Source organism: Pantoea sp. EKM21T (assembly GCF_011800405.1).
GTDB classification, from domain to species: Bacteria; Pseudomonadota; Gammaproteobacteria; order Enterobacterales; family Enterobacteriaceae; genus Pantoea; species Pantoea agglomerans.
In genome coordinates this window covers 317,157-343,123 of sequence record NZ_JAALFV010000005.1, presented here as the reverse complement: position 1 = coordinate 343,123, position 25,967 = coordinate 317,157, and the positions used below count along the sequence as shown (strand labels likewise).

The 25,967-nt window shown below is 56.3% G+C and carries 21 protein-coding genes; 16 read left to right on the top strand and 5 right to left on the bottom strand.

Features of this window, described 5'->3' with window-relative positions:
- Window positions 1-12: 12 nt before the first annotated feature.
- Window positions 13-852, bottom strand: a complete 840-nt coding sequence (locus HFD87_RS12785) for a MurR/RpiR family transcriptional regulator (protein WP_010257643.1) — start codon at window positions 850-852, stop codon at window positions 13-15.
- Window positions 853-1,006: 154 nt separating this feature from the next.
- Here HFD87_RS12785 and yfhb point away from each other — a divergent pair, with 154 nt between their 5' ends.
- Together yfhb and tadA are read left to right on the top strand one after the other, a co-directional pair.
- Window positions 1,007-1,645, top strand: a complete 639-nt coding sequence (gene yfhb / locus HFD87_RS12780) for a phosphatidylglycerophosphatase C (protein WP_010257641.1) — start codon at window positions 1,007-1,009, stop codon at window positions 1,643-1,645.
- 63 nt (window positions 1,646-1,708) lie between these two features.
- Complete coding sequence (tadA, locus tag HFD87_RS12775) at window positions 1,709-2,203, top strand: tRNA adenosine(34) deaminase TadA (RefSeq protein ID WP_022624112.1); 495 nt, start codon at window positions 1,709-1,711, stop codon at window positions 2,201-2,203.
- Here tadA and mltF read toward each other — a convergent pair.
- The gene (gene mltF, locus HFD87_RS12770) at window positions 2,200-3,666 is read right to left on the bottom strand and encodes a membrane-bound lytic murein transglycosylase MltF (protein ID WP_010257637.1); all 1,467 of its coding nucleotides are present in this window, start codon (window positions 3,664-3,666) and stop codon (window positions 2,200-2,202) included. The genes tadA and mltF overlap by 4 nt on opposite strands.
- A 267-nt stretch (window positions 3,667-3,933) precedes the next feature.
- Between mltF and purL the strand changes: the two genes are divergently transcribed.
- The 5 genes from purL (at window position 3,934) to glnB (ending at window position 12,357) form a co-directional block, all read left to right on the top strand.
- Window positions 3,934-7,821 carry a phosphoribosylformylglycinamidine synthase gene (gene purL / locus HFD87_RS12765; protein ID WP_167423514.1) on the top strand — a complete coding sequence of 1,296 codons (3,888 nt, stop codon included), beginning with the start codon at window positions 3,934-3,936 and terminating at the stop codon, window positions 7,819-7,821.
- Between the two features lie 579 nt (window positions 7,822-8,400).
- Window positions 8,401-9,828, top strand: a complete 1,428-nt coding sequence (locus tag HFD87_RS12760) for a HAMP domain-containing sensor histidine kinase (protein WP_064690323.1) — start codon at window positions 8,401-8,403, stop codon at window positions 9,826-9,828.
- 3 nt (window positions 9,829-9,831) lie between these two features.
- Window positions 9,832-10,500, top strand: a complete 669-nt coding sequence (gene qseG, locus HFD87_RS12755; protein WP_167423513.1) for a two-component system QseEF-associated lipoprotein QseG — start codon at window positions 9,832-9,834, stop codon at window positions 10,498-10,500.
- On the top strand, window positions 10,500-11,834 hold the full coding sequence (gene glrR, locus HFD87_RS12750; protein WP_010257627.1) for a two-component system response regulator GlrR: 1,335 nt from the start codon (window positions 10,500-10,502) through the stop codon (window positions 11,832-11,834). The genes qseG and glrR overlap by 1 nt, the downstream gene beginning before the upstream one ends.
- 184 nt (window positions 11,835-12,018) lie before the next feature.
- Complete coding sequence (gene glnB / locus HFD87_RS12745) at window positions 12,019-12,357, top strand: nitrogen regulatory protein P-II (protein ID WP_003848647.1); 339 nt, start codon at window positions 12,019-12,021, stop codon at window positions 12,355-12,357.
- A gap of 236 nt (window positions 12,358-12,593) precedes the next feature.
- Here the strand turns inward: glnB and hmpA are convergent, their stop codons facing one another.
- Window positions 12,594-13,778: an NO-inducible flavohemoprotein gene (gene hmpA / locus HFD87_RS12740; RefSeq protein WP_167423512.1), complete on the bottom strand. Its 1,185-nt coding sequence runs from the start codon at window positions 13,776-13,778 to the stop codon at window positions 12,594-12,596.
- 327 nt (window positions 13,779-14,105) lie between these two features.
- On the opposite strand from hmpA, the gene glyA reads away from it, so the two are divergent.
- Both glyA and HFD87_RS12730 read left to right on the top strand, forming a co-directional pair.
- The gene (glyA, locus tag HFD87_RS12735; protein ID WP_010257616.1) at window positions 14,106-15,359 is read left to right on the top strand and encodes a serine hydroxymethyltransferase; all 1,254 of its coding nucleotides are present in this window, start codon (window positions 14,106-14,108) and stop codon (window positions 15,357-15,359) included.
- A 128-nt stretch (window positions 15,360-15,487) separates the two neighbouring features.
- The gene (locus tag HFD87_RS12730; protein ID WP_167423511.1) at window positions 15,488-16,636 is read left to right on the top strand and encodes a 3-phenylpropionate MFS transporter; all 1,149 of its coding nucleotides are present in this window, start codon (window positions 15,488-15,490) and stop codon (window positions 16,634-16,636) included.
- Here HFD87_RS12730 and csiE read toward each other — a convergent pair.
- On the bottom strand, window positions 16,618-17,886 hold the full coding sequence (gene csiE, locus HFD87_RS12725; RefSeq protein WP_010671313.1) for a stationary phase inducible protein CsiE: 1,269 nt from the start codon (window positions 17,884-17,886) through the stop codon (window positions 16,618-16,620). The two genes, HFD87_RS12730 and csiE, sit on opposite strands and share 19 nt — an antisense overlap.
- Window positions 17,887-18,041: 155 nt before the next feature.
- Between csiE and HFD87_RS12720 the strand changes: the two genes are divergently transcribed.
- From HFD87_RS12720 to HFD87_RS12710, 3 genes are all read left to right on the top strand, one after another.
- Entirely contained in the window at window positions 18,042-18,668 is a 627-nt protein-coding gene (locus HFD87_RS12720; RefSeq protein ID WP_010257608.1) for a DUF1007 family protein, read from the top strand.
- Window positions 18,659-19,639, top strand: a complete 981-nt coding sequence (locus tag HFD87_RS12715; RefSeq protein WP_167423510.1) for a nickel/cobalt transporter — start codon at window positions 18,659-18,661, stop codon at window positions 19,637-19,639. The genes HFD87_RS12720 and HFD87_RS12715 overlap by 10 nt, the downstream gene beginning before the upstream one ends.
- A gap of 204 nt (window positions 19,640-19,843) precedes the next feature.
- Entirely contained in the window at window positions 19,844-20,857 is a 1,014-nt protein-coding gene (locus tag HFD87_RS12710; protein WP_010257601.1) for a TIGR04086 family membrane protein, read from the top strand.
- A 63-nt stretch (window positions 20,858-20,920) separates the two neighbouring features.
- Here the strand turns inward: HFD87_RS12710 and suhB are convergent, their stop codons facing one another.
- Window positions 20,921-21,724, bottom strand: coding sequence for an inositol-1-monophosphatase (gene suhB, locus HFD87_RS12705; RefSeq protein ID WP_008926709.1), 804 nt, complete (start codon window positions 21,722-21,724; stop codon window positions 20,921-20,923).
- 132 nt (window positions 21,725-21,856) lie between these two features.
- Between suhB and trmJ the strand changes: the two genes are divergently transcribed.
- The 4 genes from trmJ (at window position 21,857) to pepB (ending at window position 25,934) form a co-directional block, all read left to right on the top strand.
- A complete protein-coding gene (trmJ, locus tag HFD87_RS12700) occupies window positions 21,857-22,609 on the top strand; it encodes a tRNA (cytosine(32)/uridine(32)-2'-O)-methyltransferase TrmJ (protein ID WP_010257594.1) in 753 nt (250 codons plus the stop codon).
- 130 nt (window positions 22,610-22,739) lie between these two features.
- Window positions 22,740-23,237: a Fe-S cluster assembly transcriptional regulator IscR gene (iscR, locus tag HFD87_RS12695; protein WP_010257591.1), complete on the top strand. Its 498-nt coding sequence runs from the start codon at window positions 22,740-22,742 to the stop codon at window positions 23,235-23,237.
- Between the two features lie 88 nt (window positions 23,238-23,325).
- Window positions 23,326-24,486 carry an IscS subfamily cysteine desulfurase gene (locus HFD87_RS12690; RefSeq protein ID WP_010257588.1) on the top strand — a complete coding sequence of 387 codons (1,161 nt, stop codon included), beginning with the start codon at window positions 23,326-23,328 and terminating at the stop codon, window positions 24,484-24,486.
- A gap of 161 nt (window positions 24,487-24,647) precedes the next feature.
- Window positions 24,648-25,934, top strand: a complete 1,287-nt coding sequence (gene pepB / locus HFD87_RS12685; RefSeq protein WP_167423509.1) for an aminopeptidase PepB — start codon at window positions 24,648-24,650, stop codon at window positions 25,932-25,934.
- Window positions 25,935-25,967: the final 33 nt, after the last annotated feature.

The window sequence follows — 25,967 nt, the reverse complement described above, 5'->3', positions numbered from 1 at the left end:
CGCTGCCGCTGATCAGACCAGCTTTTTCACCAGCGCTTCGCTGTGGCGAATATGACTGGACGCGCGTTCCGGATCGTTTTGCACCAGCGCCATAAACAGCAGATCGGTCAGGGCCAGCTGCGCCGTGGTCGAGGAGATGGCCGCGCTGCGGGTACTCTGCTCTTCCGCCACCGTATAGAGACAGTAACTGGCGCTCTGCTGCAGCGTATTCGGCGTAAAACCGGTAAACGCCACCACATCGGCGCCTACCTGAACCGCCTCCTGCGCGGCCAGATTGATCTCCCGCCGTTCACCGGTGTAAGAGATGGCGAGCAGCACATCGCCGGGCCCCATCGCCTGCACGCTGGCCAGCAGGGCGTGCATATCCTGCTCCGCCACCGCATTAATGCCGATCTTCATCAGCTTCCAGGAGAAGTCCTTCGCCACCAGACCCGAAGCGCCGATGCCCACCAGTAAAATACGCCGGGCATTTTTCAGCAGCTGTAACACATCGTTGAGCTTCTCTTCGCTGTTGATATCCAGCGTGGCGCGGATCGCCGAGAGTTTCTCTGTCAGCAGCTTCTCGCCCACCATTTTAAGGGGATCGTCGCTGAGGATATGGTTATGCACGGTAATGGCATCTTTGTCCGCCAGTGACTCACTCAGAGCCAGCTTAAGCGCCGGAAAGCCTTTGTATCCCAGTTTCTGAGCAAACTTCACCACGCTCGACTGGCTGACGCCAGACTCTTCCGCCAGCTTTTGCGAACTCAGGTGGCGCGCCCGATCGGGTTGCGACAGTAAAAAATCAGCCAGCCGACGCTCGTTCAATGCCAGACGTGGATAAAGCTGGCGAATGCGCAGCAATGAACTCATGCCCAATCCTCGTAATTCAGGGATAATCTGTGAAGAATAAACTATTCATCAGGCATTGTAGTCATCGGAATTAAAAATGACAGTCATCGCCGTAGCGCCTGATGATGGCTACACTACTCTTTATCATTCCAGAATCAGCCTGAAGGAGAGTTGTTTGACCAGGGGAACACAACGTCGCGTCGTATTTTTTGACCTGGATGGCACTTTGCACCAGCAGGACATGTTCGGCACTTTTATGCGCTATCTGCTGCGTCGCCGACCGCTTAATCTGCTGCTGGTGGTGCCGTTATTGCCGGTAGTGGGTATCGGCTTGCTGTTTAAAGGCCGGGCGGCACGCTGGCCCATGAGCCTGCTGCTCTGGTCTATTACTTTTGGCCGTTCTGAGCGGACGCTGCTGCAACTCGAAGCCGAATTTGCACAGTGGTTCCGCCTGCGCGTTAAAGCCTTTCCGGTGGTTCAGCAGCGTCTGACCGATTACCTCGGCAGTGATGATGCTGACGTCTGGCTCATCACCGGATCGCCACAGTCTCTGGTGGAGCAGGTCTATTACGACTCCGCGTTTCTGCCACGCGTGAAGCTGATTGCCAGTCAGATGCAGCGCGGCTGGGGCGGGCGGGTACTGGCAATGCGCTGCCTCGGCCATGAGAAAGTGGCACAGTTGGAAGAGAAAATCGGCACCCCGCTACAGCTTTACAGCGGCTATAGCGACAGCAAACAGGACAACCCGCTGCTGTTTTTCTGTCAGCATCGCTGGCGCGTAACACCCGCAGGTGAGCTGCAACAGCTGGAATAAGTTTCTAAAGGATCGGTGAGACCGCTATAATGCGCCGCTTTTCTGTCGCCCGGAGTGGTCAGCATGAAACAACAAGATGAATACTGGATGCGCCATGCGCTTGACCTGGCGCGCCGGGCGTGGGAGCAGGGCGAAGTGCCGGTGGGTGCGGTGCTGGTTCAGAATGACCGGGTGATCGGTGAAGGCTGGAACCGGCCCATCGGCCAGCACGATCCGACGGCGCATGCGGAGATTATGGCGTTGCGGCAGGGCGGTAAAGTACTGGAAAATTATCGTCTGCTGGACACCACGCTCTACGTGACGCTGGAGCCGTGCGTGATGTGCGCCGGCGCCATGGTTCACAGCCGCATCAGCCGGCTGGTTTACGGTGCGCACGATATCAAAAGTGGAGCGGCAGGATCGCTGCTCGATGTGCTGGGGCACCCCGGCATGAATCATCAGGTTGAATTACAGAGCGGCGTGCTGGCTGAAGAGTGTGCCGCTATGCTGAGCGACTTCTTCCGTATGCGTCGCGAGCAGAAAAAAGCGCTGCGTCAGGCGCAACGCCAGGATTATTAATTCATGGCGATCTTTGGTTCGACCGCCGGATAGCCTTTGGCCAGTTCGGCCTGTGCTTCTTGTGCTTCAGCCTGCTGCGCCAGGCGTTTTTCCTGCTCCTGCAGATAACCTACCAGGCTTAACTGATATTTGCGGATGTTCTCCACATAGTTATAGGCTTCATGCCCACGGGCATAGCCATAAGCCGTCTGGGTGTAGTAACGCTTCTGACTCAGCATGGGCAGACGCAGCTTCACATCCGCCCAGCTATCCGGATTACCCCCCTGGCGGGCAGTGAGTTTACGGACATCCAGCATATGGGCATAGCCCATGTTATAGGCCGCCAGCGCAAACCAGATGCGCTCATCTTCCGGGATGGTCTGCGGCACCTTCGCCATCATATCCTGCAGATACTGACTGCCGCCGCGAATGCTCTGTTCGGGATCGGTCCGGTCGCCCACGTCCAGGCTCTCAGCGGTGTTACGGGTCAGCATCATCATGCCGCGCACGCCGGTAGGGGAGGTGGCCTGCGGGTTCCAGTGCGACTCCTGATAGGAGATCGCCGCCAGCAGTCGCCAGTCAATGCTGGTGGCGTACTTCTCAAACAGCGGTTTGATGTCAGGCAGTGTGTTGTCGATGGCGCGCAGGAAAGTGCGGGTATCGACATAATCAAAGGTGCCGACGTGGCCGAGATATTTCTCCTCCAGTCGCGCCATCGCCCCTTCTTCACCCATACCGTTAAAGAAGTCGAGCATCGCGGCATTCAGGCTGTCGTCATCGCTGTGCCGCACATACCAGGTGACCGGCTCTTCATCAGTGACGTCAAACGCCACCGCCAGCTGCGGATAGATGCGCTGCAGCAGAGCGATGGTCACGGAGTCGCCAATCGTATAGTCAAGCTTGCCGTCTGCCACCGCTTCCAGCAGGGCTTTAGGACTTTGATCGGTGGAGATCGCCCAGTCCAGATCGGGGTACTGGTTTGACCGCGCGCTCTTCAGCGTTGACAGATAAGCCGATCCAGACGCGACGGTCAGCCGCCCCTTTAAGTCACCGAGGTTTTTAGGGCGCGGCTTATCCACGCGATAGACCAGCTGCTGCGAAACGTTGTAGTAGCCTGGCCCGGTCTGATAGCGGGTCAGGCGTTCGCTGTTGTAGTTCAGACCCGCGGCCAGCAAATCGGCTTTGCCATCATCTAAATCGTCAAACAGATCGCTCAGGTTGGGACGTACTGTCACCTTGAGTTTGACGCCCAGATAATCGGCGAAGCGTTTTGCCAGCTCATAATCCATACCGGCCGGAGATTGGTTCACTGTGTAGTAAGTCAACGGGGAATTGATGGTACTGACGCGCAGTACTCCCCGTGATTTAATCTGTGAAATCTGGTCCTGCCCACCCCCATACCAGGGAATGGATGGCCATAGCGCTAACGCTAACAGCACGGCAACCAGACCGATAAACAGATAATTAAATTTTAGGCGTTTCAAATAGTTATCTCTCGCTGGCTCTAAGGCCTCTGTCTTTTAAAGGCAGTATTTGTCTTCTTTGAACTCCCAGAGCGAGGGGCATTTTGCGCAACAAAATCACGCTGAGCAACTTTTATAGCAGCTTTTGCGCAAAATTCAGGCAAATCCGGGTCGCCAAAAATTGTGCGCAAACGGTTTCGTCGCGAGGTCGCTTTCTCTATAATACGCCCCGTTTTCCCTGTTGCGCCCAATGAAGCGTCGCCCGGCGCCCTGACGAGAGATTTATTAATGGAAATTCTGCGTGGTTCGCCCGCCCTGTCGGCATTTCGTGTAAACAAACTGCTGACCCGCTTTCAGGACGCTCATCTGCCGGTGAGTGATATTTACGCTGAGTACATCCATTTTGCTGATGTCAGCACGCCCTTAAGCGCTGACGAACAGAGCCGTCTGCAGCGCCTGCTGAAATATGGTCCCTCTCTCGCTGAACATGCCCCACAGGGGCGTCTGCTGCTGGTGACGCCTCGTCCCGGCACCATTTCGCCCTGGTCATCCAAAGCCACTGACATTGCCCACAATTGCGGCCTGCCGCAGGTCCGTCGCCTGGAGCGCGGCCTGGCCTTTTATGTACAGGCCCCACAACTGACGGAAGCGCAGTGGCAAACGCTGGGCACACTGCTGCACGATCGGATGATGGAAACGGTCTTCGGCGATCTGGCGCAGGCTGAACAGCTGTTCGCGCATCACACGCCACAGCCGGTGAAAAGTGTCGATCTGCTGGGTGAGGGCCGTCAGGCGCTGGTTCAGGCGAATATCTCACTGGGTCTGGCGCTGGCTGACGATGAAATCGACTATCTGGTGGCGGCATTTACCGCACTGGGCCGCAATCCCAACGACATTGAACTCTATATGTTTGCGCAGGCGAACTCTGAGCACTGTCGTCACAAGATCTTCAACGCCGACTGGATTATCGACGGCGAGAAACAGCCAAAGTCGCTGTTTAAGATGATTAAAAACACCATGGAGCAGACGCCGGACTACGTGCTCTCTGCTTACAAAGATAATGCCGCCGTGATGGAAGGCTCAGAGGTTGGCCGCTTCTTTGCTGACGCCGGAGAGAGCGAATACCGCTGGCATCAGGAAGCCGCACACATCCTGATGAAGGTGGAAACCCATAACCACCCGACGGCCATCTCGCCGTGGCCTGGTGCTGCGACCGGTTCCGGTGGTGAAATTCGTGATGAAGGCGCAACCGGAAGGGGTTCAAAGCCAAAAGCGGGCCTCGTCGGTTTCTCCGTATCGAACCTGCGTATCCCTGGCTTTGAACAGCCGTGGGAAGAGGACTTCGGCAAACCGGCCCGCATCGTCAGCGCGCTGGAAATTATGACCGATGGCCCGCTGGGCGGCGCTGCATTTAACAATGAATTTGGTCGTCCGGCTCTGAATGGTTACTTCCGTACCTATGAAGAGCAGGTCACCAGCCACAACGGCACTGAGCTGCGTGGCTACCATAAGCCCATTATGCTGGCGGGCGGCATCGGGAATATCCGTGCCGATCACGTGCAGAAAGGTGAAATCACCGTAGGTGCGAAGCTGGTGGTGCTGGGCGGTCCGGCAATGAATATCGGCCTGGGCGGCGGCGCGGCCTCATCAATGGCCTCGGGCCAGTCTGATGCCGATCTCGACTTTGCCTCGGTACAGCGTGATAACCCGGAGATGGAGCGCCGTTGTCAGGAAGTGATCGACCGCTGCTGGCAGCTGGGCGATGCGAACCCGATTCTGTTTATCCACGACGTGGGCGCTGGCGGTCTCTCCAATGCGATGCCGGAGCTGGTCAGCGATGGCGGTCGTGGCGGCCGGTTTAACCTGCGTGACATCCTGAGTGATGAGCCAGGCATGAGTCCGCTGGAGGTCTGGTGTAACGAATCACAGGAACGTTATGTGATGGCAGTGGCACCCGATCAGCTGGCGCAGTTTGAGGCAATTTGTCAGCGCGAACGCGCACCGTTCGCGGTCATTGGTGAAGCTACCGAAGAGCTGCACCTGAGCCTGGAAGATAGTCATTTCGGTAATAAGCCGATCGATATGCCACTTGATGTCCTGCTGGGCAAAACGCCGAAGATGACGCGGGATGTGGTGACGCAGCAGACGCAGGGCACTGCCCTGCAGCGTGACGGCATTACGCTGGTCGATGCGGTAAACCGCGTGCTGCATCTGCCTGCCGTGGCGGAAAAAACCTTCCTGATCACCATCGGTGACCGCAGCGTGACCGGCATGGTTGCGCGCGACCAGATGGTGGGACCGTGGCAGATTCCGGTTGCCAACTGTGCGGTGACTACCGCCAGCCTCGACAGCTATCACGGCGAAGCGTTTGCCCTGGGCGAACGTTCACCGGTTGCGCTGCTGGACTTCGCGGCGTCGGGTCGTCTGGCCGTCGGTGAAGCACTGACCAACCTGGCGGCTACCCATATTGGTTCGCTGAAGCGTGTGAAGCTTTCCGCAAACTGGATGTCCGCCGCCGGTCATCCGGGTGAAGATGCCGGTTTATATGCGGCGGTGAAAGCGGTCGGCGAGGAGCTTTGCCCGGCGCTGGGGATCACCATCCCGGTCGGTAAAGATTCGATGTCGATGAAAACACGCTGGCAGGAAGGCAGCGAACAGCGCGAAATGACCTCACCGCTGTCGCTGGTAATTACCGCTTTTGCCCGCGTCGAAGATGTCCGTCGCACCGTCACGCCACAGCTGCAGGCCGATCAGGATAACCTGCTGCTGCTGATCGATCTGGGCAACGGCGCGAATACGCTGGGCGCAACCGCGCTGTCGCAGGTTTACCGTCAGCTTGGCGACAAACCTGCCGACGTGCGCGATGCCGCTCAGCTGGCGGGCTTCTTCAATGCCATCCAGGCGCTGGTGGCTGAGCAGAAACTGCTGGCTTATCACGATCGTTCCGACGGTGGTCTGCTGGTGACGCTGGCCGAGATGGCGTTTGCCGGTCACTGCGGCATCGACGTTGACATCGCCTCGCTGGGTAACGATGCGCTGGCCTCCCTGTTTACCGAGGAGCTGGGCGCGGTGATTCAGATCAACGCCGCCGATCGCGCCGTGGTTGAGCAGATCCTGGCGGATCACGGCCTTGCCGACTCGACGCATCTGCTGGGCAGCGCGCAGCCGGGCGATCGCTTTGTGATCCGTTCCGGTGACAGTGCGGTCTACAGTGAAAGCCGCAACACGTTGCGTACCTGGTGGGCGGAAACCACCTGGCAGATGCAGCGTCTGCGCGACAACCCGGCGTGTGCCGATCAGGAACATGAAGCGAAGAAAAACGACAGCGATCCTGGCCTGAACGTTAATCTGACCTTTAATCCGCAGGAAGATGTTGCTGCCCCGATGATCGCCACTGGCGCACGTCCAAGGGTCGCGGTGCTGCGTGAGCAGGGCGTGAACTCCCATGTAGAGATGGCCGCCGCCTTTGATCGGGCTGGCTTCACCGCCATTGACGTTCACATGAGCGATCTGCTGGCCGGACGTCGCGGCCTGGAAGAGTTCCAGGCGCTGGTCGCCTGTGGCGGCTTCTCCTACGGCGATGTGCTGGGTGCCGGTGAGGGCTGGGCGAAATCGATTCTGTTTAATCCGCGCGTGCGTGACGAGTTCGAAACCTTCTTCCATCGTCCGCAAACTCTGGCGCTGGGCGTCTGCAACGGCTGCCAGATGATGTCTAATCTGCGTGAACTGATCCCAGGCAGCGATCTCTGGCCGCGCTTTGTGCGCAACCAGTCTGAGCGCTTTGAAGCGCGTTTCAGTCTGGTAGAAGTGGCCGCCAGTCCATCGCTGTTGCTGGACGGCATGGCCGGTTCGCATATGCCCATCGCCGTTTCGCACGGTGAAGGCTTTGTTGAAGTGCGTGATGCTTCGCATCTGGCGGCGCTGGAGTCGAAAGGGCTGGTGGCACTGCGCTTTGTCGATAACTTCGGCAAGGTAACAGAAACCTATCCGGCTAACCCGAATGGCTCACCAAACGGCATCACTGCCGTGACTAATGAAAGTGGTCGCGTCACTATCATGATGCCGCATCCGGAGCGGGTATTCCGCACCGTCAGCAACTCCTGGCATCCGGCAGAGTGGGGCGAAGACAGCCCGTGGATGCGTATTTTCCGCAATGCGCGCAGACAGCTGGGTTAATGTAATCCGCTGAAAAGAGCAGGAGGCCAGTGTGCCTCCTGTTCTTTTTTGTGGCTCTGTTGGCAAACGGCGACAATGAGCATGTCGCACTGTCTCTTTTTGGCGACATCTATCTCGTTGATTTTAAATGAACGCTCATCCGGCGCGATTTCATGTCGCTCAGCGGAGACAGTTTTCCCTTGCTGTAATCAGATTTTGCGCAGCAGTTGTCCGGTAAGCTTATTCAATCTGCTGAAAAATATAATGATTTATTTTCTGGCATGGAACTTGCTATACTCATGCAGCTGCTCATTCACCTGTTTATGATTGCCCCGCTTAGCGGAGAAGAGCTCATAAAGCCCGAATGACGCACCAAACGGAGCCTGCCGTCCAACTGACCGATAATCGCTTGCGTTATCAAACACCGGACGTAACGTTGAGTAAGGCTCCACCCATTTTTACGCGATGCATCACGCGTCGTGCCAGCGGCAGGCCATTGAGCCTGCCGTTTTCTTTTCTTCCCCTTTCTTCCGCCGACACCTTTCTTCCGCTGACAGAGTCCGTTAGCATCCAGACAGCAAATCTTAAGGAAGCGGCTGCGTGAAAAAATGGCGTTTATTTCCCCGTTCTCTGCGTCAGCTGGTGCTGATGGCATTTGTACTGGTGCTGCTGCCGTTGCTGGTGCTGGCCTGGCAGGCGTGGGAAAGTCTCTCTGCGTTAAGCGAACAGGCAGCGGATACCAACCGCAATACCTTCACCGACGTACGCAGAAGTGAGGCGATGGCGCGAACGGCGGTTGAGCTGGAGCGCAGCTATCGCCAGTACTGCGTGCTGGATGATGCCTCGCTGGCGCGCCTTTATCAGACCCAGCACACCCGCTACAGCCAGATGCTGAGTTCGCACAGCGCCAGCCTGCCCGAGCTGCCCGCATTCCAGACTTTACAGGCGACGTTGCCGCTGCTGACACCGTTAAAGTGCGATAACGGTAATCCGGTTACGCCTGCCGCAGAGGCGCTGGATCGTTTTTCTGCCACCAATGCGCAGATGGTGCAGGACACGCGCGAAGTGGTGTTTTCGCGCGGCCTTCAGCTGCAGCGCGAAATTGCCGATCGCGGCCAGTTTTTTGGCTGGCAGGCGCTGATTCTGTTTATCATCAGTCTGGCGTTGATGACGCTGTTTACCGGCATGATTATCGGGCCGGTCAAGCGTATTGAGCGGATGATCAACCGGCTTGGCGAAGGCCGGGAACTGGGTAACAGCGTGACATTTCGCGGCCCGCGCGAGTTACGCTCGCTAGGACAGCGCATCGTCTGGCTCAGCGAACGGCTTCAGTGGCTGGAATCGCAGCGCCATGAATTCCTGCGCCATCTTTCTCACGAACTGAAAACGCCGCTTGCCAGCCTGCGTGAAGGCACCGAACTGCTGGCGGACGAGGTAGCCGGGTCGCTGAACGCCGATCAAAAAGAGGTGGTCACTATCCTCGACGGCAGCAGCCGTCATCTGCAGCGGCTGATTGAACAGCTGCTTGATTACAACCGTAAACTGGCAGATGGCCCGATCCAGCTGGAACCGGTCAGCGTGGCGGAAATTGTGGAGGGGGTGGTGAATGCACATGCACTCTCGGCGCGCGCCAAACTCATGCAGACGGTTGTCGATCTGGCGGTCAGTCACTGCCTTGCCGAACCGATGTTACTGATGCGGGTCATCGATAATCTCTATTCGAACGCCGTGAACTACGGCAGCGAATCCGGTACCATCTGGCTGCGCAGTCAGCAGCAGGGCGATCGGGTCTGGATTGATGTCGCGAACAGCGGTACGCCGATCCCGCCGGAAGAGCAGGCAATGATTTTCGAACCTTTTTTCCAGGGTAGCCAGCAGCGCAAAGGGCCGGTAAAAGGCAGCGGGCTGGGATTGAGTATTGCCAAAGATTGCCTGCGCCGGATGCATGGCGACCTGACGCTGGTCTCCTGCGAGCAGGCTGATGTCTGTTTTCGAATTGAACTGAACACCACAGCCGGGAATGTCTGACTGATGAAATATTTACCCGCTTTGCTGCTGAGCACACTGACCACGCTGCTGCTCAGCGGATGTACGACCTCCCCGGCCACCTCATCCCTGCCGTCAGGCCATCAGGTGGCGGAACCCGAGGTCAGCGTGGCTGATTACCTGGCGACCCGCTGCAGTGACCTGTGGACGATAGAGAATAGTGTGGCACTGAGTAATCCCCTCTACTGGATGCGGGCGATCGATTGCGCTGAACGCCTTTCCCCCGCCGAGGCCCGAGCCGAAGCTCACCGCTGGCCGGTTGAGAGTTGGTCGCGCGCCTTCAAGCAGGGCGTGCTGATGTCGAACGGCAACGTGACGCCAGTGGAGCGTCGTCGCTATGTTGAAACCCTGGATCGCTACAGCAGCGATTTCCCGCAGTCTGTGCGTCCGCTGCTCCAGTTGTGGCGCAGTAATCAGGCCGCGCAGCTCGACCTGAGTGAAGCGCGCACCCGTTATGTTCATCTGCAACAGAGCAGCGATACCCAGCTGGAGGCGATACGCCAGCAGATGGTTAAACAGCAGCAGCAGCTCAGCGACACGAAGCATAAGCTGGAGCGGCTTACTGACATTGAGCGCCAGCTTTCATCGCGGAAAGCCCCGGATGTGTCTGACAGCGGCCATGGCACTGCGCTGCCGCAGGATGAGGAGCAATAATGGTCAGACAAGCGGCAAAACTGCTGCTGGTGGATGACGATCCCAGCCTGCTGAAGCTGCTGGGCATGCGTCTTCGCAGCGAAGGTTATCAGGTCACCACCGCGGCCAGCGGACCCGAAGCGTTGCGTCTGCTGCAGAAAGAAAAAATCGAGCTGGTGATCAGCGATCTGCGGATGGATGAGATGGATGGTCTGGCGCTGTTTGGCGAGATCCAGAAACGCCACACCGGTCTGCCAGTGATTATCCTGACGGCACACGGTTCTATCCCGGACGCAGTTTCCGCCACGCAGCAGGGCGTCTTCAGCTTCCTGACTAAACCGGTGGATAAAGATGCGCTTTACAAAGCGATCGATGAAGCACTGGCTCAGCAGGCGCCGGTCAGTGATGACCGCTGGCGGGAAGCGATCGTCACCCGCAGCCCGCTGATGTTACGGCTGCTGGAGCAGGCGCATATGGTGGCGCAGTCGGACGTCAGCGTGCTGATTAACGGGCAGAGCGGTACCGGTAAAGAGATGCTGGCACAGGCGATTCACGCCGCCAGCCCGCGAAACGGCAAGCCCTTTGTCGCCATTAACTGTGGCGCACTGCCGGAGCAGTTGCTGGAGTCAGAGCTGTTCGGGCATGCCAAAGGGGCCTTTACCGGCGCAGTCAGTGCCCGTGATGGTCTGTTTAAAACTGCAGGTGGCGGGACGCTGTTCCTGGATGAAATTGGCGATATGCCGCAACCGCTACAGGTTAAGTTGCTGCGGGTGTTGCAGGAGCGTAAGGTCAGGCCGCTGGGCAGCGATCATGATATTGAGATTGACGTGCGCATTATTTCAGCCACGCATCGCGATCTGCCGAAGGCGATGGAGAAAAAGGAGTTTCGCGAGGATCTCTTCTATCGTCTTAATGTGGTGAACCTGAAGATTCCGGCGTTGCATCAGCGCACTGAAGATATTCCGCTGCTGGCTAATCATCTGTTGCGTCAGGCGGCGGAACGGCATAAACCGCAGATCCGCAGTTTTTCCGTTGATGCGATGAAGCGGTTGATGGCGGCCAGCTGGCCGGGCAATGTGCGTCAGCTGGTTAACGTGATTGAACAATGTGTAGCGCTGAGCTCATCGCCGGTGATCAGCGATGCGCTGGTGGAGCAGGCGTTAAGCGGTGAGAACAGTGCTTTGCCGACCTTTGCTGAGGCGCGCAATCAGTTTGAGCTGAACTATCTGCGTAAGCTGTTGCAGATGACCAAAGGCAATGTAACCAATGCCGCACGTCTGGCTGGACGCAACCGCACGGAGTTCTATAAGCTGCTGTCTCGTCATGAGCTGGATGCCAGTGATTTCAAAGAGTAGCGGAGGCTGCGGAGTGATACCGGCAGGTTGCCTGCTCAGGCCCGAATCAGAATGGGTGCGGTCAGCATAATCTGGCAGCGCTTGCGGCAACCTGAAGAATCCCGGATATTACCGCCCGACAGCGCCAGCAACATTTATACTTGATAAACCCTCTGACCATGGAGGGAGTGAAAAAGGGTCTGACATGAAAAAGATTGATGCGATTATCAAACCATTCAAACTCGATGATGTCCGTGAAGCCTTAGCGGAAGTCGGCATCACCGGGATGACCGTGAGTGAAGTAAAAGGTTTTGGCCGCCAGAAAGGGCACACCGAGCTTTACCGCGGCGCAGAGTATATGGTCGACTTTTTACCTAAAGTGAAAATCGAGATGGTGGTGGGCGACGATATCGTTGATACCTGCGTCGAGACCATTATGCGCACTGCGCAGACCGGCAAAATCGGTGACGGTAAAATCTTTGTCTTCGACGTGGCGCGCGTGGTGCGCATCCGAACTGGCGAAGAGGATGAAGAGGCGATCTGATTATATCTTTATCAGCTCTTTATCAGCATAAAGAAGCCCGCGCTGCGGGCTTTTTTATGCCTGAGGAACCTGATACGGATGATTGTGCGATCGTGCCTGCTCAGGGAACACGGTCAGATCGGAAAGACGCAAAACCCGCCATCCATGGCACGCTCGGCCCGCGCCGTCCTGGCGCGGGACGCTTTCCTCTTCTGCCCGTGTTCCCTTCGCTTTAGGCTAATTCGTTGCTGCCAGATTTACATCCCTTTTTGCGGGCCGAAAAGTTCGTAATGAATGCGTGTATCTGCCACGCTGGCATCACGCAGTTGCGCCACCACATGCTGCATAAAGGGCAGCGGACCGCAGAGGTAGAAGTGGGTGTCGGGTGAGGCGAGACGTGCGGAGATCGCGGTGATATCCATCAGACCCTGCGCGTCATAGCGACCGGCATCTTCAGCGGCGGGATCGCGATACCAGACCTGACTGACGAAATCGGTGAGCTGCGCGCCCGTAGCTATCACTTCCGGGCCAAATGCGTGCTGTTTGCCGTTCTCTGCTGCGTGCAGCCAGCTGACCGGCGCGCGGTGCTGGCGGGCCGCCAGGGCATGCAGCATGGCCAGCATCGGCGTCTGACCCACGCCCGCGGAAATCAGCGCCACCGGGGTTGAAGCATCGACCTCAAGGAAGAAGTCGCCATGCGGTGCGGCCAGCATCAGCTCATCACCCACTTTGCCATTCTGATGCAGCCAGCCGGAGACGGTGCCCTGCGCTTCACGTTTCACCGCAATCCGATAATCTTTGCTATTACTGAGGTGAGTAAGCGAGTACTGACGAATCTGGTGATGTTCGAAACTGGCGGGCTGCAGATGCACCGTCAGATACTGACCCGGTTTAAAGGCCGCTACCGGGCCGCCATCTGCCGGACTGAAGGTAAAGCTTTTAATCACCTCGCTCTGCTGCTCAATAGCACTGATGCGAAACGCACGAGTGCCGCGCCAGCCACCGGTTTGCTGCTCCGTCGCCTGATAAATCTCCTCTTCGCGATTAATGAACACATCTGCCAGCACGCCATAGGCCCGGCCCCAGGCTGCCAGCGCCTCTTCACCCGGATTCAGCAGCTCTTTAATGGTTGCCAGCAGATTTTCACCGACGATGGCGTATTGCGCAGGCTGAATATTCAGGCTGGTATGTTTCTGCGCAATCTTTTCCACCGCAGGCAGCAGCACGGCCAGGTTCTCCAGATTCGCGCCATAGGCGCAAATGGCGTTGAACAGCGCTTCACGCTGATCGCCATTGCGCTGGTTGTTCATATTGAAAACATTTTTGAGTTCAGGATGGTGCGACAGCATGCGGTCATAGAAGTGTGCGGTAAGCGCAGGACCACAGGCGGCGATGGCAGGCAGGGTCGATTTAACCGTGGCGATAGTGTGTGCATCAAGCATAAAAGCGGCCTCTCATTTAAAGATGTATTTTAAATGCATCTTATAGCCGTCTCATCTGTGGTGTAAATAACCCGATAAATTTCCCGGTTGTCAAAGTGGCAACTTTTTGGTGCATCCTGAGAAACCGCCGTCACATCCTGAAGAAAAATCGTGGCGTCTGAACCGGGTGAAAAGGTGTAAAAAAGCCCTGCCAGTAGCCAGCCAATCGTTTGCGTAAAAAGAGGAGGTTCACCCTACCTTCACCTGTTAAAACGGTTTACACTGTGGGCCTTCGCCCCTGAAGGGGGGTAAATACCGTCAGAAAGTTAGCTGAGTCAGGAGATCCGGATGTTAAAGCGTGATATGAACATTGCCGATTACGATGCCGAGTTGTGGCAGGCGATGGAGCAGGAGACAGTGCGTCAGGAAGAGCACATTGAACTGATTGCTTCTGAAAACTACACCAGCCCGCGTGTTATGCAGGCACAGGGTTCTCAGCTCACCAATAAATACGCTGAAGGCTATCCGGGCAAACGCTACTACGGCGGCTGTGAGTACGTTGATATCGTTGAGCAGCTGGCGATCGATCGCGCAAAAGAACTGTTTGGTGCCGATTACGCTAACGTGCAGCCACACTCAGGTTCACAGGCTAACTTTGCGGTTTACACCGCGCTGCTGCAGCCGGGCGATACTATTCTGGGGATGAACCTGGCGCACGGTGGACACCTGACTCACGGCTCACCGGTTAACCTGTCGGGCAAACTCTATAACGTTGTGGCTTACGGTATCGATGAGACCGGTAAAATTGACTACGACGAACTGGCTGAACTGGCGAAAACCCACAAGCCAAAAATGATCGTTGGCGGATTCTCAGCTTACTCCGGCGTTTGCGACTGGGCGAAAATGCGCGAAATCGCGGATAGCGTAGGTGCATGGCTGTTTGTGGACATGGCACACGTTGCCGGCCTGATTGCTGCAGACGTTTACCCGAGTCCGATCCCGCATGCGCACATCGTGACCTCTACCACTCACAAAACGCTGGCGGGTCCGCGCGGTGGTATCATTCTGGCGAAAAACGGCGACGAAGATTTCTATAAGAAACTGAACTCTGCTGTCTTCCCTGGCGGTCAGGGCGGTCCTCTGATGCACGTTATCGCTGGTAAAGCGGTTGCGTTCAAAGAGGCGATGGAGCCGGAATTCAAAACCTACCAGCAGCAGGTGGCAAAAAACGCCAAAGCGATGGTTGAGGTGCTGATTGAGCGTGGCTATGACATCGTTTCTGGTGGCACCTATAACCATCTGTTCCTGATCGATCTGGTGAGCAAAAACCTGACCGGTAAAGAAGCGGATGCGGCGCTGGGCCGTGCCAACATCACGGTTAACAAAAACAGCGTGCCTAACGATCCGAAAAGCCCGTTTGTGACTTCCGGTATCCGTATCGGCACACCAGCTGTTACCCGTCGTGGCTTCAATGAAGCGGACGTGCGTGAGCTGGCTGGCTGGATCGCGGATGTGCTGGATAACGTCAATGACGAAGCGACCATTGAGCGCACCAAAAAGAAAGTGCTGGAAATCTGCAGCCGTCTGCCGGTCTACGCTTAATCGTTAACCTGTTGTGAGACAGCATACAAAGGATGGCATCAGCCATCCTTTTTTATTGCCTGTCCTGCGGCGCTCTGCCAGAGTAGCGCCCACTCATGCTGCCAGGCAGCACTCTTGCTGGAGGGAATATGGCAATCGGCTCCGCCAGATGGCTCGGATTGGGCTACTTCACTTACTTCTTCTGTTACGGCATCTATCTGCCATTCTGGGGCGTGTGGCTGAAAGGCACCGGTCTCGATGCTGAAAAGATTGGCCTGCTGCTCGGCTGTGGCATGGTGGCACGCTTTGTCGGCAGTCTGCTTATCGCCTCTCAGGTCAAAAATCCTTCAAGGTTGATTACGGCGCTGCGTTTGCTGGCGCTGATGACCTGCCTGTTCGCCGCCGGTTTCTGGGTGGGTGAGCAGTGGATGTGGCTGCTGGCCGTGATGATCGGCTTTAACCTCTTTTTCTCGCCGCTGGTCCCACTTAGCGATGCGCTGGCCGCCACCTGGACACAGCAGATAGGGCTGGCGTACGGGCCGGTCAGGCTGTGGGGTTCGCTGGCCTTTGTGATCAGCTCGGCGTTAACCGGCGTGCTGGTCAGTGCTTACTCTTCAAACGCCATTTTGCTGCTGCTTTCCGTCGGCGTCATCTCTATGCTGGCAGGCATGATGCTGTCACCCGCCACCCAGCCACAGGGTAATGAACGGCAGGGCGCGGCGGGCGGCGGCTGGCAGGTGTGGCGTGAATTGCTGCGTGAGAATGCGGTATGGCGATTTATGCTCTGCGTAACACTGCTGCAGGGTGCGCACGCCGCCTATTACGGCTTCAGTGCTATCTGGTGGCAGGAGAGTGGCTATTCCGCCTCCACGGTGGGTTATCTCTGGTCGCTGGGCGTGGTGGCCGAAATCGTCGTGTTTGCCCTGAGCAACCGGTTGTTCCGCCGCTGGAGCGCGCGCGATCTGCTGCTGCTTTCGGGCATTTGTGCGTTGATCCGCTGGAGTCTGATGGGCGCCACTACCGCGCTGCCGCTGCTGATTGTGGCGCAAATCCTCCACTGTGGCAGCTTCACCGTCTGTCATCTGGCGGCGATGCGTTTTATTGCGGCGCGTCAGGGAGCGGAAGTGATCCGTCTGCAGTCGCTCTATTCCGCGCTGGCGATGGGGGGTGGCATTGCGATAATGACCATGATCTGCGGCGTGCTGTTCGCTCATCTGCAGGGGCATCTGTTCTGGGTGATGGCACTGGTGGCGCTGCCCGCGCTATTTCTGCGTCCCGGCTACGACTCCAGTAAATAACGAATCCGCTGCTGATGGTGTAACGTCAGCGGCAGTTCCGCATGCACCAGCGGCGGGGAGAAGAGTGGCAGCGAGGTGGGGTAGGGCGAAATGATGATGTCCACATCCCGCGGTGCGCCATCCCGCTGAAACTGTTTCACGTCCTGATAGGTAATATTGATCGGCAGCAGCGTGATCTCCCGAATCTGCTGCTCCACATCCTGCTCCAGATCGGTATCGTCACCCGTCAGAATCAGCACCTGCTTCTCCTGCAACGCATTCTCCTGCATCAGCCAGGCACCAAAAATAACGGTAATTAAGCTCACCTCTTCCGGGCTGAACGCAATCCCGTATTGCTGCTCAAACGCCTGCAGCGCCTGCTGAGTGGTGCGCAACAGGCGGGGATAGAGGCGGCTGACATCCAGCGCCACGCTGTTGTCGATGCCGATAGTGAAGTGGGTGCGATCCAGCGCCTGTGCCAGATGAGGATAGAGCTGGTTAAGCAGCTCGTCGCGATCAGCAAAAGTGATGTCGGCACACCGTTCAAAGTCATTAATTAACTGCTGGGTCGCAGCCATTAACTGCTGCTCAGCAGGATGGGCAATCGCATCCACGACAGGCGTATGTATCTGGCTGAACAGCAGTGTCCAGAAGTCGGTTTCACTGACGGGCGGCGCAAGGTGGCAGCGTTTGCGCCAGTGGTGAATCACATCCTCGGCAGCCTGCCGCTCAGCCTTCTGCTGCAGCCAGTGACACTGCGCTTCACTGAACAGCACCGGCTGGCGCTGGCACAATCCATATTTCATGAAAATCTGCAGAAAAAGCCGGTCGCGTTCGCTGAAATCGCGCTTCAGACGCAGGCTACAGTGCTGGATCAGCGCCTGTAAATTGGTCTCATCCCACAGCGCCTTCTCAATCTTCATCACCTTCAGGCGCTGACGCAGGGGAGCTGCAAAATGGTCGCAGACGAAATCCTGCGATAAACGCAAACTGCGTCGCAGGTTGTGCAGCAGACAGAGGCGCCGATCCAACTCTGTGCCATGAAGACGAAAGCTGCCATCCACCATCTGATGCAATTCCAGCTGGTGATATCGCTGTATCTCAAGGCCCACATCCGCGATATCCTGTCGGGCAACAGCAGGATCGACGCCATTCAGCTGGCAGACTTTTTCAAGCGTAAGCACGGGTGTCGGCAGAAACAGCAGCAATAAAAGATGGCACTGACGCTGTGAGCGGGTGAAGAGTGGTGCCAAAGGGGTAGCAGAACTCATCAATCAGGTTTCCAGCAGGCTATTTTGAGCTAAGAATAGTCAACCCCGTCAGCGCCTGCGCGGTTTACGCGGTTTATTTGCCGGAGGTTTAAGGCGGGTCACAAAATTTTGTTACTTATAGATTCTTTTCATCGGGAACGTTACTTTATAACATTATGAAACGCACACTCTTTGCCCTCTTGATGGTATTAAGTCCGGCTGTAATGGCACATCCTCACAGCTTCATCGATATGAAAACCGAACTGGTGGCGCAGGATGACACCTTTACCGGATTAAAGATGACCTGGACCATGGATGAGATTACCTCCGCCGATCTGCTTTACGACGCGGGCGAGGCGAAACCAGGCAGCGTGGTGTGGAAGAAGCTGGCGGCAGGCGTGATGGCGAACGTGCTGGGCCAGCACTACTTTTCTGAAATCTGGCACAACCAACAGCGGGTAAAGTTTTTGAATCTGCCAACCGAATACAACCTGTCACGTAACGGCCATAAAGCGGTGCTGGAATTTATTCTGCCGCTGGCGGAACCCCCGAAGCTGACCGGGCAGCGCTTTGAGATCCTGACTTTTGATCCCACCTATTTCGTCGATATGTTCTATGACAATCCCGGTGCGTTAACGCTGCCGACGGCGCTGCAGGCGCGCTGCAAGTTCGCGCTGAACACGCCAAAGCCCAATGATTCACTGAAGCAGTATGCGCTGTCGCTGGATAAAGCCGACGCGCCTGCAGAGGAGATGGATTTAGGCCGCCAGTTTGCCCAGACGGTAATACTGACATGTCAGTAATCTCCACTCCGTTACGGGCTTCCCGCCTCTGGCCGCTGTGGCTGATGGCGGGCGTGCTGCTGAGCAGCGCATTGCTGGTCTGGCTCTACTGGCCGCAGATTCTGATGCAGAGCGTACTGTGGCAAAAAGATCTGCATCGGCAGATGACTCAGCTGCTACAGCAGGTTGCGGAGCAGCCCCACCAGGCAGGCATTTCGCTGGTGATATTCAGCCTGCTGTATGGCGTACTGCACGCGCTGGGACCGGGCCATGGCAAAGTGGTGATCGCGACCTTTCTGGCGACCCATCCCACCAGAGTGAAAACCAGTATCAGGCTGACGCTGCTCGCCTCACTGCTGCAGGGTTCGGTGGCGATTGCCCTGGTGACGGTGATGCTGGTACTACTGAAAACGTCATCGCGACAGCTGCATCTCAGCAGTTTCTGGCTGGAGAAGGGCAGTTATCTGTTGGTGATCGGGCTGGGCGTGATGATCGGTTATCGGGCGCTGCGTTCGCTGTGGCGGACATTGCGTCCGCATCCGGCCCCGGTATTTCGCGCCTTCAAACCTCACCATCAGCATGACGATCAGTGCGGATGCGGACACGCACATCTTCCGACACCGAAGCAGATGAGCGGCAATCTCGGCGTGAAAACCCAGCTGCTGGTGGTGGTGTCGATGGGATTACGTCCCTGTTCCGGCGCGATTATGATGCTGCTGTTTGCCAAAGTGATTGGTGTCTATGGCTGGGGGGTTATCTCTGCTGCGGTGATGGCGCTGGGCACGGCACTGACCATTTCGGCGATTGGCCTGCTGGTTCAGCAGGCGCGCACGGTGGCGCAACGGCTGGCACAGCCTGGCGTTACCGCAGGCATGACGCGACTGCTGATCCCCGCGCTGGCCTTAACCGGCAGTCTGATTTTAATCGTAGCGGGTATCGCGCTATGGCAGTCAGCGCAGATGACGCTGGGTGGCGGAATTCGACCTTTCTGAATAAAAGCGCAGCGGAAATAAAATTGCCGCTGCGCTCTTCTCTTCGTTAATTATCTCTGAATTCATCTCTTTATTTTTTTCTCTGGCTGGTTTAGTGGTGAAATGACTATTCCCTGTCTACGCTGATAATACCAAAACGGCATTCCGCCGTCGGGATGATAAAAGATCAAGACCGCTTTCTGTTTATTGCGAGGAGTATATTTCATGGCTGATACCCGTATTAATAATGGCTACACCGAAACGCTGGCGACCGGGCCTGCTGGATTGCCGTTAAAACGTATTTCCTGGAGCGCCGTGTTTGCCGGTGTCATTTGTGCGTTGATCGTTCACATTATTCTGACGCTGCTGGGAACCGCCATTGGTGCAACAACCATTGATCCGATGAAAGAACAGAATCCACTCGACGGCCTGGGCACAGGCGCGCTGGTCTGGACTGCCATTGAAATGCTGGTCGCGATGGCTGCAGGTAGTTATGTTGCAGGCCGACTGGCTCAGCGCGAAGGCGCACTGCACGGTTTACTGATGTTTGGCCTTAGCACAATTTTCACTATTTACCTGGCTATTGCGCTGGCGACCAGTGTATTAGGCGGCGCGATGAATATTGTGGGCTCAGGCTTCCAGGCGCTGGGTAGTGGTATTTCCGCCGCTGCGCCATCCGTTACCCAAATGGCAAAAGACAAACTGCAGGAGAGTAATATTAATTTAGATAACCTGCAGAACGAACTGGAAACGACTTTACGCCAGACCGGGAAACCGGAATTACAGCCAGAGAACTTAAAGCAGGATGCAAATAAAGAAGCGCAGAATGCTGAAAACCAGGCTAACAACACCGCAAACCATCCACAGACAGCGGATACTGATCTGGCTAACTGGTTAAAAGGGGTGATGGATCGTCATTCCGATACCCTGCAGGCAGCCGATCGTGATGCGCTGAAAAATATTATCAAAGCGCGCACCGGCAAAAGCGATCAGGAAGTGGATCAGATCGTGGCCAAAACTGAACAGAGCTATCAGCAGGCCGTTCAGAAGTATCAGGAACTGAAACAGCAGGCTGAACAGAAAGCGCGTGAAGCCGGTGAAAAAGCCGCTGCCGCGACTGCGAAAGCGAGCTGGTATGCCCTGATTCTGCTGATCATCGAAGCGGTGCTGGCAGGCGTGATGGGTATGGTAGGTCGTCGTACTCAGCCTCGTCAGGTGCTGTCACACGAACGTCGTTAATCATCACTGAGTAACAGGCAATAAAAAAGGCGGCTGAGAAGCCGCCTTTTTCTGTACTGAGGCTTAGCGCTTTAACGCTTCGCTCAGCTCATCACGCATGTTCGACAGCATCGATTTCACCACACGTGGGTTACCCGCGACCAGGTTACCTGACAGCAGATAGCCGTGGTTGCCGGTGAAATCAGTCACCAGACCGCCCGCTTCACGGACCAGCAGTTCACCCGCCGCAAAATCCCACGGCTTCAGGCCAATCTCAAAATAGCCATCTACGCGACCGGCAGCCACATAGGCCAGATCCAGCGCAGCAGAACCGGTGCGGCGGAAGTCAGCACACTGGGTAAAGAGTTTGGTCATGATATTCATGTAAGCCGGCGCGTGCTGCTTCATTTTGAACGGGAAGCCGGTCGCCAGAACGGTGCCATCCAGATCGCGGGCCGTGCTGCCACGCAGACGATAGCCATTCAGCTGAGCGCCCTGACCGCGTGAAGAGGTGAAGAGTTCATTGCGCATTGGATCGTAAACGACGGCGACTTCGGTGCGGCCTTTAATGCGCACAGCGATAGAAACAGCAAAGTGGGGTAAACGTTTGATGAAGTTTGATGTGCCATCCAGCGGATCGATAACCCATTGAACATCCTGATCTTCGCCCGCCAGTTCACCGCTTTCTTCAGTGATGATGGTATGTTTCGGGTAAGATTTACGAATAATTTCGATAATCAGGCGTTCTGCTTCGCGGTCAACATTCGTTACGAAGTCGTTGCTGCCTTTCTGGCTGGCTTCGACGGCGTCCGGGGTTTCATAATATTTGGCAATTAAATTTCCGGCCTTGCGCGCTGCGCGCACGGCAATGTTGAGCATTGGATGCATCGGTATCTCTCGCTGGATGTTAAAGAACAGGGAAAACGGCGCGGAGTATAGCAGCGTGTTCGGTAAATGTCCTGCTTTATGTTAATATTCTCTCTACTGATTTTACTGACCCGTTTCTGAGTATCCCTAATCATGTTGCAAAATATTCGTATCGTGCTGGTCGAGACTTCTCACACCGGTAACATGGGCTCCGTTGCGCGCGCCATGAAAACCATGGGCTTAACCAACCTCTATCTGGTTAACCCGCTGGTCAAGCCTGACTCACAGGCTATCTCACTCGCGGCCGGTGCCAGCGACGTTATCGGCGACGCCAAAATTGTCGACTCGCTGGATGAGGCCATTGCCGGATGCAGTCTGGTGGTCGGCACCAGCGCACGTTCCCGCTCGCTGCCCTGGCCGATGCTGGATGCGCGCGAATGTGGCGTGAAAAGCGTGGAAGAGGGCCAGCAGGCACCGGTTGCGCTGGTATTTGGTCGTGAACGTGTCGGCCTGACCAATGACGAGTTGCAGAAGTGCCACTATCACGTCGCGATTCAGGCAAACCCGGAATACAGCTCGCTGAACCTGGCGATGGCCGTACAGATTATCGCCTATGAAGTGCGCATGGCATGGTTACAGGCGCAGGAGCAGGCCAGCCCGCCGCCACAGTATGAAGAGTCACCTTATCCGCTGGTGGATGATCTCGAGCGCTTCTATCAGCATATGGAACAGATGATGCTGAACAGCGGCTTTATCCGTGAAGCCAATCCTGGCCAGGTGATGAGCAAACTGCGTCGTCTTTACACCCGCGCCCGCCCGGAACGCGACGAACTGAACATCCTGCGCGGCATGCTTTCGTCGTTTGAAAAGCGAAAAAACGATAAAAAAGAAGCAGATAATAGTTGAGTGAATTACCAGGTTAAATACCTGACTAATTTACCAGGTTAAATAGTTGACCAATTTACTCGGGAATGGCAGACTTCAGAGCATCTGTTGCTAATCCTCCGATAACCGGACGCTATTGAGGTCGTACGCTATGAGACTGACATCCAAAGGACGTTATGCCGTTACTGCAATGCTGGACGTTGCCCTTCACTCCCATGAAGGTCCGGTCCCGCTGGCTGATATTTCAGAGCGTCAGGGCATTTCGCTCTCCTATCTGGAGCAGTTATTCTCCCGATTACGTAAAAATGAGCTGGTGTCCAGCGTACGTGGTCCGGGCGGCGGTTATCTGTTGGGCAAAGCGTCTAATACCATCTCTGTCGGTGAAGTGATCACCGCCGTTGATGAGTCTGTTGATGCCACCAAATGTCAGGGTAAAGAAGGCTGCCAGGGCGGCGAGCGTTGCCTGACTCACGTGCTGTGGCGCGATCTGAGCGTGCGTATCAGTGACTTCCTGAACAATATTACACTGGCTGAGCTGGTGAATAATCAGGAGATCCTGGATGTAGCCGATCGTCAGAATGCGATTGATAATCGTCGCTTCCAGAGCCCGCGCACGCAGGAAATTAACGTCAACCAACGCGCCTCGTAATCCCCGCTGTTGCGGCCCTTACTGCTAACGCGGTCAGGGCCGAATCTGCTATAAAGACGTATGATTTTTTATACGGAGCTGTAGCGCAATGAAATTACCGATTTACCTGGATTACGCCGCCACCACGCCGGCCGATCCGCGTGTGGCCAGCAAAATGATGCAGTTTCTGACGCTGGATGGCACGTTCGGTAATCCGGCCTCGCGATCGCACCGTTTTGGCTGGCAGTCTGAAGAAGCGGTTGATGTTGCGCGTAATCAGATCGCCGAACTGGTCAATGCCGATCCGCGTGAAATCATCTTTACCTCTGGCGCCACTGAATCCGATAACCTCGCGATTAAAGGTGCAGCTCACGCCCATCAGGCGCGCGGCAAACATATCATCACCAGCCAGACAGAACATAAAGCGGTGCTTGATAGCTGCCAGCAGCTTGAGCGTGAAGGCTTTGCTGTCACTTATCTCACCCCGGCGGCTAACGGCATTATCTCGCCTGACCAGCTGCGTGCGGCGCTGCGCGACGACACGATTTTAGTCACCCTGATGCACGTTAATAATGAAACCGGAGTGATTCAGGATATCGCCGCCTTTGGCGAACTCTGCCGCGAACGTGAGATTCTGTTTCATGTGGATGCGACTCAAAGCGTCGGCAAGCTGCCTATCGATCTCAGCCAGTTACCGGTTGATTTGATGTCCTTTTCTGCCCACAAACTCTATGGCCCGAAAGGCATCGGCGCACTCTATGTCCGGCGTAAACCGCGTGTGCAGATTGCTGCGCAGATCCACGGCGGCGGACATGAACGCGGTATGCGATCCGGGACATTGCCGGTGCATCAGATTGTCGGCATGGGCGAGGCGTATCGTATCGCAGCAGAAGAGCGCGAAACCGAGATGGCGCGCCTGCAGACTCTGCGCGATCGTCTGTGGCAGGGCATCAGCACACTGCCCGACGTCACCCTCAATGGCGATCTGCAGCAGAGCGCACCGAACATTCTTAACCTCAGTTTCGCTGACGTTGAGGGTGAATCACTGATCATGGCGCTGAAAGATCTGGCGCTCTCTTCCGGCTCGGCCTGTACCTCCGCCAGCCTGGAGCCTTCCTATGTATTGCGGGCGCTGGGCCTGAGTGAAGAGCTGGCGCACAGTTCGCTGCGCTTCTCGCTGGGACGCTTCACAACCGAGGAAGAGATCGACTACGCCATTGCCCTGGTGCAGAAATCAGTGACCCGTCTGCGGGCCTTAATGAAATCCTGATATCCGGTCATAGTCCGGAAATTGCGCCTATATTTGCACTTCGCTGGCAACACCTGACGGAATCTGTTATCAGGTCTCTCTGCGAATTATATTTAACATCTTATTAAAGCCGTTATAACAATCAGGCTGGATGAAACAGATAACGATTATGGAGCTTTTCGATGACCACACAACCCATGAATATTACGCTTAGCAGCCAGCCCGCCGATGCGCGCTGGGGCGAAAAAGCGATTCTCAGCAGCAACGACAGCGGCATGGCACTGCATCTGACCGGCGCAGATGCGCTGAATATCATTCAGCGTGCGGCTCACAAAATCGACAGCCAGGGGATCCGCCATGTGGCGCTGACCGGCGAAGGCTGGCACCTTGAGCAGTGCTGGGCATTCTGGCAGGGCTTCCGTGGTCCGAAAGGCCAGCGTCAGGTTGAGTGGCCGGCGCTGGGCGAACATGAGCAGGCGGAGTTTGATCGCCGTCTGAAAATCATCGACTGGGTTCGCAACGTTATTAACCTGCCCGCGGAAGATCTGGGGCCGGAACAGCTGGCACACAATGCAGTCGATCTGATTAGTGAAGTGGGCGGCAGCGCCGTCAGCTATCGCATCACCAAAGGCGACGATCTGCGGGTACAGGGGTATATGGGCCTGCACACCGTTGGACGCGGTTCAAATCGTCCGCCGGTATTTCTGGCACTCGATTACAACCCGACCGGCGACGACGATGCCCCGGTCTACGCCTGTCTGGTCGGTAAAGGCATTACCTTTGATACCGGTGGCTACAGCCTGAAGCAGAGCAGCTTCATGGACTCAATGAAATCTGACATGGGCGGCGCGGCGACCGTCACCGGCGCGCTGGCCATGGCGATTTCGCGCGGTCTTAACAAGCGCGTCAAACTCTACCTCTGCTGTGCCGATAATATGGTCAGCAGCAACGCCTTTAAACTGGGCGACATCATTCGCTATCGCAACGGTAAATCGGTGGAAGTGATGAACACCGATGCGGAAGGGCGTCTGGTCCTGGCCGACGGTTTAATCGACGCCAGCGAGCAGAACCCGACGATGATCATCGATGCTGCGACGCTGACCGGTGCGGCTAAGACGGCGCTGGGCAACGATTACCATGCGCTGTTTACCTTTGATGATGTGATGGCACAGTCGCTGATGGGCAGCGCGGTGAGTGAGAACGAACCTTTCTGGCGTCTGCCGCTGGCCGAATTCCATCGCAGCCATCTGCCGTCTAACTTCGCCGATCTCAATAATATCGCCAGCCCGTCACATGCGGCGGGTGCCAGTAGCGCGGCAGCGTTCCTGTCACACTTCGTCAGTAACTATCAGCAGGGCTGGCTGCACATCGACTGCTCCGCGACCTATCGCAAAGGCGCAGTTGACCAGTGGGCGGCGGGTGCAACAGGTCTTGGCGTGCGTACCCTCGCCAATCTGTTACTGAAATAAGCCGATCTCAGCGGTGGCTGATGCCGCCGCTGT

Bases quoted from the DNA above. Each gene is read 5' to 3' on its own strand.
- HFD87_RS12785 (WP_010257643.1), bottom strand. From the start codon at position 852: ATGAGTTCATTGCTGCGCATTCGCCAGCTTTATCCACGTCTGGCATTG.
- tadA (WP_022624112.1), top strand. From the start codon at position 1,709: ATGAAACAACAAGATGAATACTGGATGCGCCATGCGCTTGACCTGGCG.
- purL (WP_167423514.1), top strand. From the start codon at position 3,934: ATGGAAATTCTGCGTGGTTCGCCCGCCCTGTCGGCATTTCGTGTAAAC.
- qseG (WP_167423513.1), top strand. From the start codon at position 9,832: ATGAAATATTTACCCGCTTTGCTGCTGAGCACACTGACCACGCTGCTG.
- glrR (WP_010257627.1), top strand. From the start codon at position 10,500: ATGGTCAGACAAGCGGCAAAACTGCTGCTGGTGGATGACGATCCCAGC.
- glnB (WP_003848647.1), top strand. From the start codon at position 12,019: ATGAAAAAGATTGATGCGATTATCAAACCATTCAAACTCGATGATGTC.
- hmpA (WP_167423512.1), bottom strand. From the start codon at position 13,778: ATGCTTGATGCACACACTATCGCCACGGTTAAATCGACCCTGCCTGCC.
- glyA (WP_010257616.1), top strand. From the start codon at position 14,106: ATGTTAAAGCGTGATATGAACATTGCCGATTACGATGCCGAGTTGTGG.
- HFD87_RS12730 (WP_167423511.1), top strand. From the start codon at position 15,488: ATGGCAATCGGCTCCGCCAGATGGCTCGGATTGGGCTACTTCACTTAC.
- csiE (WP_010671313.1), bottom strand. From the start codon at position 17,886: ATGAGTTCTGCTACCCCTTTGGCACCACTCTTCACCCGCTCACAGCGT.
- HFD87_RS12720 (WP_010257608.1), top strand. From the start codon at position 18,042: ATGAAACGCACACTCTTTGCCCTCTTGATGGTATTAAGTCCGGCTGTA.
- HFD87_RS12715 (WP_167423510.1), top strand. From the start codon at position 18,659: ATGTCAGTAATCTCCACTCCGTTACGGGCTTCCCGCCTCTGGCCGCTG.
- HFD87_RS12710 (WP_010257601.1), top strand. From the start codon at position 19,844: ATGGCTGATACCCGTATTAATAATGGCTACACCGAAACGCTGGCGACC.
- suhB (WP_008926709.1), bottom strand. From the start codon at position 21,724: ATGCATCCAATGCTCAACATTGCCGTGCGCGCAGCGCGCAAGGCCGGA.
- trmJ (WP_010257594.1), top strand. From the start codon at position 21,857: ATGTTGCAAAATATTCGTATCGTGCTGGTCGAGACTTCTCACACCGGT.
- iscR (WP_010257591.1), top strand. From the start codon at position 22,740: ATGAGACTGACATCCAAAGGACGTTATGCCGTTACTGCAATGCTGGAC.
- HFD87_RS12690 (WP_010257588.1), top strand. From the start codon at position 23,326: ATGAAATTACCGATTTACCTGGATTACGCCGCCACCACGCCGGCCGAT.
- pepB (WP_167423509.1), top strand. From the start codon at position 24,648: ATGACCACACAACCCATGAATATTACGCTTAGCAGCCAGCCCGCCGAT.